At 35.2% G+C, this 12,194-nt stretch carries 8 protein-coding genes; 4 read left to right on the forward strand and 4 right to left on the reverse strand.

Annotated features, from left to right (window positions below; genetic code table 11):
• Genes BM390_RS00570 through BM390_RS00580 form a run of 3 tightly spaced genes read left to right on the forward strand, consistent with a single transcriptional unit; the run spans position 1 to position 3,803 of the window.
• Positions 1–849: a PRD domain-containing protein gene (locus tag BM390_RS00570; protein WP_062320176.1), complete on the forward strand. Its 849-nt coding sequence runs from the start codon at positions 1–3 to the stop codon at positions 847–849.
• Positions 850–854: 5 nt separating this feature from the next.
• Positions 855–2,423, forward strand: a complete 1,569-nt coding sequence (locus tag BM390_RS00575; RefSeq protein WP_089852699.1) for a PTS transporter subunit EIIC — start codon at positions 855–857, stop codon at positions 2,421–2,423.
• A gap of 18 nt (positions 2,424–2,441) precedes the next feature.
• On the forward strand, positions 2,442–3,803 hold the full coding sequence (locus tag BM390_RS00580) for a family 4 glycosyl hydrolase (RefSeq protein ID WP_062320178.1): 1,362 nt from the start codon (positions 2,442–2,444) through the stop codon (positions 3,801–3,803).
• A 229-nt stretch (positions 3,804–4,032) separates the two neighbouring features.
• Here BM390_RS00580 and BM390_RS00585 read toward each other — a convergent pair whose 3' ends face one another.
• Genes BM390_RS00585 through BM390_RS00600 form a run of 4 tightly spaced genes read right to left on the reverse strand, consistent with a single transcriptional unit; the run spans position 4,033 to position 11,280 of the window.
• Positions 4,033–6,126 carry a DUF5054 domain-containing protein gene (locus BM390_RS00585; protein ID WP_062320180.1) on the reverse strand — a complete coding sequence of 698 codons (2,094 nt, stop codon included), beginning with the start codon at positions 6,124–6,126 and terminating at the stop codon, positions 4,033–4,035.
• A 12-nt stretch (positions 6,127–6,138) separates the two neighbouring features.
• The gene (locus BM390_RS00590; RefSeq protein ID WP_089852700.1) at positions 6,139–8,619 is read right to left on the reverse strand and encodes a glycoside hydrolase family 38 N-terminal domain-containing protein; all 2,481 of its coding nucleotides are present in this window, start codon (positions 8,617–8,619) and stop codon (positions 6,139–6,141) included.
• A complete protein-coding gene (locus tag BM390_RS00595) occupies positions 8,616–9,521 on the reverse strand; it encodes an ROK family protein (RefSeq protein WP_062320186.1) in 906 nt (301 codons plus the stop codon). The genes BM390_RS00590 and BM390_RS00595 overlap by 4 nt, the downstream gene beginning before the upstream one ends.
• Before the next feature lie 16 nt (positions 9,522–9,537).
• Complete coding sequence (locus BM390_RS00600; RefSeq protein ID WP_089852701.1) at positions 9,538–11,280, reverse strand: class I mannose-6-phosphate isomerase; 1,743 nt, start codon at positions 11,278–11,280, stop codon at positions 9,538–9,540.
• 133 nt (positions 11,281–11,413) lie between these two features.
• Between BM390_RS00600 and BM390_RS00605 the strand changes: the two genes are divergently transcribed.
• Positions 11,414–12,142 (forward strand): GntR family transcriptional regulator, encoded by a 729-nt coding sequence (locus BM390_RS00605; protein WP_062320188.1) that lies wholly within the window; start codon positions 11,414–11,416, stop codon positions 12,140–12,142.
• Positions 12,143–12,194: the final 52 nt, after the last annotated feature.

A 12,194-nucleotide genomic window follows, 5' to 3' on the forward strand; every position in this document is an offset into this window, starting at 1 on the left:
ATGATCGTTTTACGTGTGTTTAATAATAATGCAGTCGTTGTAGAATTTGAAAAAGATAGCGGTGATAAAACTGAAGCTGTGGTGATAGGACCAGGATTAGGTTTTAAGAAAAAAACGGGTGATCCAATTGATCCGCAGTATGTTGAAAAAATATACTATGTTCAATCTGAGTTGCAGAATCGATTCTTGAATATCCTAAACTCCACTAAAGAGGAACACTTATACATTGCTGATACGGTACTTTCAGAAGCAGAAAAATTGGGCTACGAAAAAACAACAGTAGGAATAGTAGCGCTAACAGAGCATATCAGTTTTGCTATAGAAAGATATTTGAATAATATAACTTTACCAAATTTAATGTTGAATGAGATACAGTCTTTTTATCCTAAAGAATACGAAATTGGCGAATGGGCAGTTAATTATATTTACAAAAAATTGAGTTTGAACTTAGGTCAAGATGAAGCCGGGTATATCACACTTCATATATTAAATTCCATGATGAACCACAATACCAAGGACACTGTAGACTTACTTAAATTTGTAAGCGGAACGCTTGAGCTAATTGAAAGATTTTATGATATAAATTTTGAAAATAATTTATTTGATAAGAACCGCTTAGTGACACACTTAAAGTTTTTAGCTCAAAGAATGTTTTTAAACAAGGTAGAAGGAAGAAAAGATGTTGAAGATTTATACAATTACTTAATTAACAGTAATGAAAAGCATAGAGAATTTGCACCAAAATTTCTTAAATATGCTGAAGATACTTACAATATTAAACTTGATAAAGGTGAGATTGTTTACATTTTAATTCATATTACAAAATTTATCAAAAATGATCGGAGCTGAAAAAGATGAAGGCTAAAATTTATGGTAGCTTAGAAAAAGTATCAAAAACAATGGTACAACCTTTAATGTATCTTTCTGTTATAGGTATTATCATGGTTTTTGGTGTGTTAATCACGAATGATGCAGTAAAAGGAGTTTTACCTTTCTTGAATTGGGGTCCTATCCAGTTATTTGGTAACCTTATCTATGCTGGGATGATGTCTATTATTAACAATCTATCAGCCCTCTTTACCATTGGTATTGCAGGAGCGCTTGCTAAAAAAGATAAGCATCATGCGGTCATTATTGCGTTTATTTCATACATGATTTACTTGACTGCCAATAATGTCTCTTTAGAATCATTCGGTAAATTAGCCGAGCAAGATTCTATGTTAGGTCTTTATGGAACGGGTCAGAACACTGTTCTAGGAATGCAAGTACTAGATACTGGTGTGTTTAGTGGGATTATATTAGGCTTTATTGTTGGATATATATTTAATAAAACCTCAAATAAAACATTTAAGAAAACGTGGTTACAAATGTGGAGTGGCACAAGATGGTCAATGGTTTGGATGGCATTTGTATCAATTGCCGTTGGTTTTATCACAGTTCTTGTATGGCCTCCGATTCAAAATGTTATTGAAAGTTTAACAAGTGTTATTTCTGATACAGGTAATTTTGGTTTATTCTTATATGGTTTTTCAGAGAGAATTTTAATTCCTACGGGTTTGCATCATTTAATTTATACACCGTTCCAGTTCTCCGCTCTAGGTGGTTCGATTCAAATGGGAGGAGAAACAATTTCGGGAGCATATCCAATATTCATGGCTGAAATGAGTAATCCTGCGATAACGGAATTCTCTGATACAATTCGATGGATGCAAATCGCGTTTACTAAAACATTTGGCTATATCGGTATTGCAGCAGCATTTATAAAAACTGCGAAACCAGAGAATAAGAATAAAATTAAAGGGATGTTAATCCCGTTAGTTATTACTTCTTTTTTAGTATCAATTACAGAGCCAATTGATTTTCTTTTTGTTTTTGCTGCACCAGTATTGTTTTTAGTTCATGCTGTAATTGCTGGATCGTTTATGGTTATCTTAAATATCTTTAATATACGAGCAGCAACGAATGGTTTAAGTAGTATTATCTTAAATATTGCACTAGGACCTGAAATGACAAAATGGCCATTATTAATTGCTTTAGGAATTGCTCAAATAATTATATATTATTTCCTATTTACGTTCTTAATTAAAAAATTTAATTTTAAAACACCAGGTAGAGAAGATAAAAAGGTAAGTAATGAAGAAAAGAATAACGAGGTTGATTCTGACTTTAATATGAGAGCGCCATCAGAAGACACAAATATACTTGCTGTTATTGAAGGTTTGGGAGGGAAAGAGAATATTAATTCAGTGGATAACTGTTTTACTCGGTTAAGAGTAAATATTAAAGATGTAGATAAAGTTGACAAAGACAAAATAAATGAAGTGGAAAACAGCGGTATAGTTGTAAAAGATAAAGACATTCAAATAATACTAGGTTTAAGCGTTGGAGAAGTAACAGAAAAAGTGAAAAACGCATTAAATTAATTGGAGAGGTGAGACATAATGAAGAAAAATAAAATTTGTCTAGTTGGCGGAGGAAGTACATTTACACCGGGAATTGTAAAGTCTATTGTAGAGAGAAGTGAAGACTTAAATTTAGAAGAAGTTGTTTTATATGATATTGATGAAGAAAGACAAAAGAAAGTATCGGTTATAGTAGAATGGATTTTAAGAAAGCAATTAAAAAGTAATGTAACACTTACAGTGACAACAGATGCGGAACAAGCATTTACAGGAGCTAAGTTTATCTTTGCTCAGATGCGAGTTGGTGGTTATAAAATGCGAGAACAAGATGAGAAAATTCCATTAAGCTTTGGTTGTGTTGGGCAAGAAACATGTGGAGCCGGAGGACTTGCCTATGGACTTAGAACCATTGGTCCTATGATTGAACTAATAGATCAAGTAGAAAAGTATGCTTTAGCAGACCATTGGATTCTAAACTATTCTAACCCTGCAGCAATTGTATCTGAGGCATGTAGAAAAATACGACCAAAGGCAAGAATCATAAATGTATGCGATATGCCAATTGCAATAATTGATATGATCGCAGGTTCATTAAACATTACTGATACATCAGAGATTAAGTATGACTATTTTGGGTTAAATCATTTTGGTTGGTTTACGTCAATTACTTATCGTGATCGTGATTTGTTAGAAGAAATTAAAAATTATGTAAATGAACATAAAATATTATTACCGCCTCAATACATTGAACGGTTAAAAGAGAATAGAGCGACAGGTGACCGTCATGCAGTTAGTAGTTGGATACATGTATGGGAATCGGTATATACAATGTTACAGGCCTTCCCAGATTATTTACCTAATACTTACTTGACGTATTACTTATTACAAAAGGAAACTGTTGAACATCAGAATCCTGACCTAACAAGAGCAAATGAAGTAATGAATACCCGAGAAAAAGCATTATTTGAGGGTGTGGATAAATATTTGTCAACAGGAGAGGTTGATGAAAGTTCATTCCATGCAGGTTCTCACGGAGATTGGATAAGTGATTTAGCTGTTGCGCTTCTCAATGACACGAAAACTAGATTTTTAGTGATCACAGAAAATAAAGGAGCTATACCAAATATGCCTTATGATGCAATGGTGGAAGTACCTGCATATGTCGGGAAAAACGGCCCGGAAGTTATTGCGCAAGAACCAGTTCCGCTATTTTATCAAGGATTAATGATGCAACAGTTAAATTCAGAAAAGTTAATTGTGGAAGCGTATATCGAAAATAGCTATGAAAAAGCTCTACAATCATTTAGTTTAAATAAAACTATACCAAGCATTAATGTTGCGCGGTTAGTGTTAGAAGCACTAATTAAAGAGAATGAATCATATTGGCCTGATTTAAATTAAGTGATATCTTAATTAGAAAAAAATACAGTTTTTATACAATGTTGTGAAAATGTTTTACTTGAGAGCTTAGTGGAAAACAAAAACAATATGAAACAAAAGAAAGCACCACCGAATTGGAATGTTTAGCTAAATTACAATTTAGTGGTGTGTTTTTATCTTTGTTATTAAATTTAACTTGCGCTATAAAATTACAAACAGATATTATTTACCTAATACCGTCATGTTAAAATTACTGGATAATTTCATTTGTTTTCCATTTAAATGACAGATGATAAGTCATGTCACCTTCATACCATGCCGGGAAATTTGTCCCCCAGATGTTATTAAATAGGTTGATAAACAAACCATCATTTAAGTTCGGTAACGTATTATCAAAATTTAATAATGTGCGACGCCCCATTGACATGAGGGGAGCATCTTTTGATATTAAGTCAAATTGACCCTCATAACCTGTATAAGTCATGCCTTCATCAGACAAAATATGCATATTTCGATTGCCATTCTCTATAACATTAAGAGGATTAACGGGATAATTCATCTTATGAATAACCCACCGTGTAGGGTTTGCTACATGAATACTTGTTTCTAACCAGTAGCCCTCTGGCATCCGATTGGCTTTTTTATTTTGCCACTGGTAACTCAAATCTATTTGATGATTTTGTAAATCAACACGATAAACCAAGATGTTTTTGTTAGGTAAGCCCCATTTTTTTACATCATCTTCACGATAAGATAAATCGAACGTTATGTCGATCTGCTTGCCATGAACTTTCATGCCAGCATCTATAATAAAAGGTTTTATAATTTCATGCCTTATTTCTTTGAAAGCTTCAATCCCACGGCGACCAAAATCGCCCATAGCCCAACTCGTAGTCCAACGATTTAGCCGACTGTACTGACTAAAAAACGTTGAATAATTGCTAAAATCGAAAGGTTCATAAGATAAACCACCAAATTCTTTACCTTCATCAATTAATTGATAACCGTCAATGATGAGTTCGGATAGACCGCCGGTTTGACTGAAGGTAAAAGAGACATTATCGAAGTTATAAGGCATTCCAGGTGTGATTTTTGGTTGTTTTTCAACAATAGGCATGTTCTTTTGTTCTAATAGATAGGCACGTGCATCTTTTTGAAGGTCTTCTGGTAGTGTTTGCAAGCCCTCTTCTAAATAATGCCGTTGCTCTTGCCAGGATGCTTCATAAATACTATACCTGCGACGATCAGCCATTGAAGTCCAGTCAATGTCAGTTCTTATATAAGACATTAAATCTGCAAAATCCATCGTGTTACGATCGTGATTAAAGGTAACCAAATCTTTCTTGCGTGCAGTTTCAAAGTCATCTAAGAGGAAATTGCGATACTCAGGTAAATATACATTACCGTTTACCCCCCAAGTATGTTCTGCGACTAATAACAAATGAGCAGATAAATTTTTATATGCTTCTGAATCTCTATTCAATCTACCTGTTTTAAGCCATTTTGTGCGTAAACGAAGTAAAGCTTTATATTCAGCAATTTTCTTAGGATCGGCAGCTACTCCGTGGATCCAAGAATCTGCGATTTCTTCCTCTATAACAGGGAGTGCATCTTTATATACCATTATCCCACGCGCAAATGCATCTAATGATGAGGGGATAATATCGTATTCTGGATACTCTTTTTCTAACTTTGAGAATAACGCCTCAATTTCTTCCGTACTTTGAGGCGGTCCCATATTATCGTGACTATGAGCAAAATAAAGCGCGTCAGACCAGTCGTCGCGAGCAAAAACTTCTCCATAGTCAGTCGCGTAATGGACAATAACTTCTGAACCTTCAACCCCTCTCCAAACAAACATATTAGGGACTTTAGGAATAGCTGAGCTGGCATTAACACCAATATGCATATAGTCAATGCCAGCTTTCTTCAAGTACGGTACCATACTAATCGTGTGACCAGGAATATCTGTCATTTTAGAAGCAATCGTCGTCTTATCAAATGCGCAGTCTAATTTTTGAGAGATAGATGTTGCATAATCCATCAATTCACCGTCCATTAATTCTGTATGAATGGTAAATGGCAGGGCATGCCAATGTATGGTGCCTTTTTTAATGGCTTGCCGCATACGTTCTTTGTTTATCTCTGTTACATCAGGATGCTCCAAATACAAATCGATCAGCCACGAACCAGTTGTCCAAGTGAATTTCTCTGGTATTATTTCACCAAGTTCAAGTGCTTTCGGAATAAAATCATATAAGTATTGATGAACAACATTCTTTGCTAAATCAGTAAATCCGATATCTAAGTGCGTCTTATAAACAACATGTAAACGTTTCTGCATATTAGTTCCTTTCTAGAAAAGCATTTTTTCATTGTCATTTGGATTATAAGGAATCGTGATGACCCCTTCAATTAAATGGCGAGCGCTTTGAATAGGATGTTTAATATCTTTTTCTTTATCTCTGATCAAGTAGAGAGCATAATCCAATTCATAAAAACCGGACAGATCAACTTTAAAGTTTGTTTCCCAGAAGTTATTCATAGCCCAAGAGTACAAAATTTCTTTGTTTTTCTCATGGCTATTTTCACAACTTAACTCAACTAATTGACTATCTAATGAACCCAATGTGACAAGGGGGGTGTCTTTCATTGAAACGAATAAATGCTTGTCTTGATTTTTAAAGATGGCGCCATTATCAAGAGAGTAAAAGCTTGTGTTTGACCCTGGTAATTGATCGATACCTGGTCGGAAAATCGTACCTGATTTTTCAAAAAAGCTGTCTGTTTTTTCTGGTTGTCCATAAGTAAATGGTAAGGCAACGTATAAATTTTCAGGTGCCCATGAGCATGTTTTTTGTAAACGAATGGTGATATCTATTTGTGGAGCGTGTTTATGGACTGTTAAAATCACATCGTATATGCCAGTCCCTTCAAGTTCATATTTTAATAGCAGGACCGCGAATAAAGGACCATCAGCCAATTGTTTAATGTTTACTAATTTTGACGTATAACGTTTAGTTGATGGCGCTTTACGGTTACGTCCCATGATACTTCGGATAGAATAAGGATTAGAATCCTTAAACGAAGTCACTTCATAAACACCCATAAACGGGGCGTGTAACGCATCGGGATGAATCAGTTGTGCGCCTGTTTTTAAATCAATAATAGAGGAAATCCCCTTATGTTGATCAAGAGTAATATCTAAGTGATCTGTTTTAACACCATAAATAGAGACAGGGTGATTGTATCCTTCATACGGTGCAATGTCTTTAACTTGTTCGGCCCCGATATGGGCATGGTTATAATATTTTGCATTCATGTTGTTTTTGTTTTCTCGACGTCTTAAGTGAACGATCCGCTCTTCATTGGCCGCTAAATTGATGTTAAATGAAACTTTTTTCCCTCGAGAACTATCAGATACTTGAGATGTCAATACGTCGCCTGTTTGGCAGTCAACAACTTCAACGAAATTATCTAAAGAAGTATAGAAATATGAATCATCAACTGTTTGCCAATGTTGGACATAAATAGTTGCTAATGTTGTTACTTGTTCATCGTGTGGATTAATCACTTTATAGAAATTTTCACGGTCTAACTGGTTAGCTTCCTCTCCGTATGTTTCCAAAATATCATCCAAGTGGTTAGAAATAATCCGATTTCCATTAATGGCGTAGGACAACTTGCGTGTGTCTAGTAAGTTGACGAAAGCATCCCAAGGTTCTGATACAGACGAATGAAAGCCCCAAGTGTGCTCGGCATACATTAATAAATGATCTTCTGCCTCTTTCAATTGCGTTGGGTTCGCCTTTAATCCCTTAGGATCTAATTTATTGACTAAGCGATATTTACGCTGGGCGTCACGGTATAACTTCACACCTGCTGGAGTGGAAGATACACCATCTGCCCACCAGTCAGGCCAATCTCCGTAGTATGTAGGTATGTCTAATTCTTTACTACGTAAAATCTCAAAGAAATGGTTTAAGGTGACGAGTTCAACTTTAATATCATCTCCATACACCTTATTCCAGCGATGGATACCCTCCATCATACGCGGACTTGGTGGAGAATTATCTGTGACAATGCCACTCATCATGACAGGACAAAAATCAAAAGGATAGTTTTCTTCTTCTAAAAGGTCAAAGTAACCAAAGATACGCTGTTTTGTGACTTCGAATTGATCTTCCCAATCCTTCTCAGTAAACCCGTTTATATCGTATTGTTTACTTTGATCTGTATTTGGGGCAAATAAAAAGTCATTCCCAATTTGGTAGTGATCACCATTCCAAACTAAAACTTTTTCACCAGATTGCCCTTCCCAGTAAAAGGGCAGTTGCTTTTTGAATAGCGGGAACATACCATGGTGTGTGTGTAAACAAGAAAAGAAGTTACGCACGCCATTTTTATACATAATATCAACATACCCCCAAGAGAATCCATTGATATCTGCTGTCATGGCGGAATCAAATTTACGATTGAATTGGTTAACATAGTCTTTTGCAGTTGCGAATTTCTTATCTAACATGACAGGGTCAACTAGCTCAGTAAAGTTGAGGTATGTTAAAGAAATATCGATGAAGCCTTTTTCTACATACTTTTCAAATGCCGTTTTCTCTTCATCTGTAGCCTGTGCTAAAAATTGCTCCACTTGCCAATAGTTTTCACAAACATATTTGTATCCCTCCCACTGAGGGGTTTTACCGGCTTCAAGATCATTTAAAAAGTGAATGACTTGTCGTATATAGTTAACATGATGACGCGATATTTTTTCTTGACGATCTGTGTAACCAATATCGGTATGAGAGTGATGAATTAAATACAATGTCTTTTGAGTCATAATGAATCTCCTTTATTTTTTAAAATAATGTGATAAAGTCCGTATAGTGTTGCTGCTGTTGTATCTAGACTTCGCCTAACCACAGGGTAAGTAGTACCCCACTCCTTTAACATCGAATGTTTAAATAGGTCAAGGCTTTGGCTAATTTGCCCGCCGAAAACAACCTCATCTGGTTGGAATTCAGCTATAAAGGATGCGAGGCCTTCTCCAACGCATATCCCGAAGGTACTAAAAACGTCTCGAGCGAGAGTATCTCCTGAAAAAGCGTTGTTTGCTAATGCCTTACCATTAGTAAATGGATAATTTTTATCTAAAGCTATTTTCTTTAGACCATTAATAGACAAGTGTTCATCAATGATGCCAGTTCTAAAGGGTATATCAAAAATCATCCCTGCAGAATTAAGTCCAAAACCAGATGTGACTACTTGATTATCTGCAATGAAACTAGACCCACATCCAGTTCCAAGCGTTATATACATTCCTCGATTAATGTCGGATGTTTGGTGATACTCTCCTAAAGCAAAACAAGTCGCATCGTTTTCGAAAATAATGGGAATGTTTATATAACCCTCATCAAATAGCCAACTTTCAATTCTTCGACGCAAATTCACGTTATAAATGGCTTCATACTTTCGTAGGCCTGTCATTAGACTTACTCCATTTAGGTAATCAAACGGACCTGGAAAAGCAAAGCCAATACCGCTAAAGTGGTAATCGTGTTTAAAACGATGAATAAAATCTAAAATGATTGAACGGAAATGATCTAGAATAACCTCGCTGGATTGATCAGATAGCGAAGGGAAATGCACATGGTGTTCTAATAGTAATGCCTTGTCTTGTGTAAGGGCGTTTATTTTTATTTCAGTTCCTCCGACATCAAGTAATAAATAATAATGTTTCATTGTTGTTCTCCCATCATTAACGGATATAAGCTTTCATGGTTATACACTTTTTCCCTTTCGCCCTTCCACTAGGAGAAATCTTATATTTTTTAACGCTTTCTGGTATGATAACGGTTTGCGCATAATGAACGACAAACGTTTCAAATGATTGATCTAAACTTTCTACCGTTACTTCTTCCCCTTCAACTAAGTTGAAGACATTCACACTATTATGATTGTCGTGAATCACAGGTGAATTAAACGTGTGTCGTCTTGTCTCGATAAACTCCATCTCATGTAAACCTGTTTTTTCTTCTATCCACCCTTCACCTTCATCAACCACTATGAATTGATTAACCAACTCTTTCTTGACCCAATCTTCATCTCGGCGCATATCTAAGTTAGGTTCACCATGGTATAAATGAACGGTACGTGGTTTTCCATCTAAATCTACACGTCCCCAATCCCATAATTTAAATGTAAAACGATTAGGTGTGGAACTGATTTCTAGTACCACGCAATCAGCACCACTTGAGTGAATGGTACCAGCTGGAATTAAATAATGATCATGTTTCTTTATTTTATGTTGATAAATGTACTTTTTATCATCAAAAACCTCATCACCGGATTCCGCCCGTCTTAAGGCACTCATTAATTCTTGTTTCTCAACCCCTTTATTAAAGCCTAAATAAACGTGAGCATCATCACGATCTGCATGCAAAATGTAGTAACTCTCATCTTGTGTATAATGCGAACCAAACGTGTCTTGTAGATAACTTAATTTCGGATGGACTTGTAAACTTAAGTTTTGTCCGCCAACAGTATCTAGGAAATTAAAACGTATCGGAAACTCTTCTCCAAATTTTCCAAAGACCCGGCTTCCTAAAATATCTTCACCATAAAAAAATAACAAGTTGCTTCCAGGTGATTCAAATTCAATGCCATTAAAGTTCAGTAACAAACTATTCTCTTCTGGAACGCCATTAAAACTCCAAGCAAGGTTGACTTTATCTCTTTCTAAATTAAAAGTGTCCTGCATCCAATGGCCACCCCATACACCTGAGTCAAAGAATGGTACGAGTGAAAAGGGTTGTTTTGAAACTTCTTTTAATCCGGCTAAGTAATCATCTGTTCGAATCATGACGGGGACTCCTTTATGATGAGTATCTAAGACGTATGCCGATTTTGGTAAGACATATTTTTTTTGTTTATCTGCTACACGCCATTCAAAGAAATAGCCTCTTTTTAACATGCGATTTGGATCTTCCCCAGCATTATTGGCGCGCCAATTGCTAAAAGCACCTGAACGATAGCGCTGTTGGATTTCCCACCGTGACAGATCGGCATAGACCAATAAATCAGATATTGTAACAAGACTTGCGCCAACACCGTAAACAACAACTAATCCATTCGATGCTATGACAGCATTAATTTTTTCTTGCACAGCTTGGTGTTTGTCCTGATTGATAAAATCTGATAATGCGTGATGACTCATCACACCAAAAATACGGTCATCGGTTAAATTGTGAGCAATCATTTCATCTATTTGCATCTGTTCAATAAGGATCTCATCTGTATGGATAATTAAATCTGGCTGTAGCTTATTAATGAGTGAATTCTTGATTTCTTGCTCGTCTACTATCGGATAATTTTCTATTGTTATGACATTAATACGTTTATGCGTTATTTCTTGCTTTAATTGTTGAACAATGGCAGTATAATTTATATACGCTGTAATTTGATTTTTAATATTTACGGAAGGGCGACAATTATAATTCATTGATATAACACTCCTTATATAGGTTTAATAAATTATATCATGATTACTTTGTCTATTTTGTTTATTTTAAACCCTTTTAAATCAATGTTTTTGTGATATTGTTATATCATTAGAACAAAAGGAGCGATAATTCATGATAAATGATAAAAAATCACAACCACTTTATGCGCAAATTGCTAACGACTTAAGAGAGAATATTCGTACGGAGAAATGGACCGAAGGTCAACGCATTCCAACAGAAATGGATTTATGTGATATGTACCACGTCAGTCGTATAACAATCCGTAAGGCTGTTGAAGAACTTGTTCGTGAAAATCTGTTAGTTCGAAAAAAAGCTAAAGGTACATTTGTTAATCACTACTCACCTGAAAAAACGAATCATATGACGATGATTAAAAGTTTTACTAGAGAAATGCGCGAGCAGGGAAAAGTTGCGTCAACTATTCACGCAGAAGTCAAAAAAGTCACAGCCGATTATCAGGTTGCAAAATATTTAAAAATTAATCCGGGTGAGGAAGTTTTAATGTTGAAACGTATTCGGGGATCTGATAAAGATTTTTTAGCATATTTTGTGACTTATGTACCTTATCAAGCTTACTTTTCATTAGAATCTAAAGACTATTACGGATCATTTTATGAGTATTTAAATAGCTTTAACATATTCCCAACACAACAAGTTGAATATGTCGAAGCGATACTTTCTAATAAAGAAATTCAAACATTATTAAAATTAACAAAACCCGAACCAATATTAAAGCGTGTTAGGTTTACTACAGATTTAACTAATGGTTTTTCTGAGTACACAGAATGTTATTATGTTGGGAAAAAATATAAATATTATTTAGATTTTTCAACGAACTAAGAAACATGAGAGACACTCACTTTTGTCTTACTTGAGTGTCATTTACTGAAAA

The sequence above is a fragment of the Halolactibacillus miurensis genome (genome assembly GCF_900116255.1).
Taxonomy (GTDB): domain Bacteria; phylum Bacillota; class Bacilli; order Bacillales; family Amphibacillaceae; genus Halolactibacillus; species Halolactibacillus miurensis.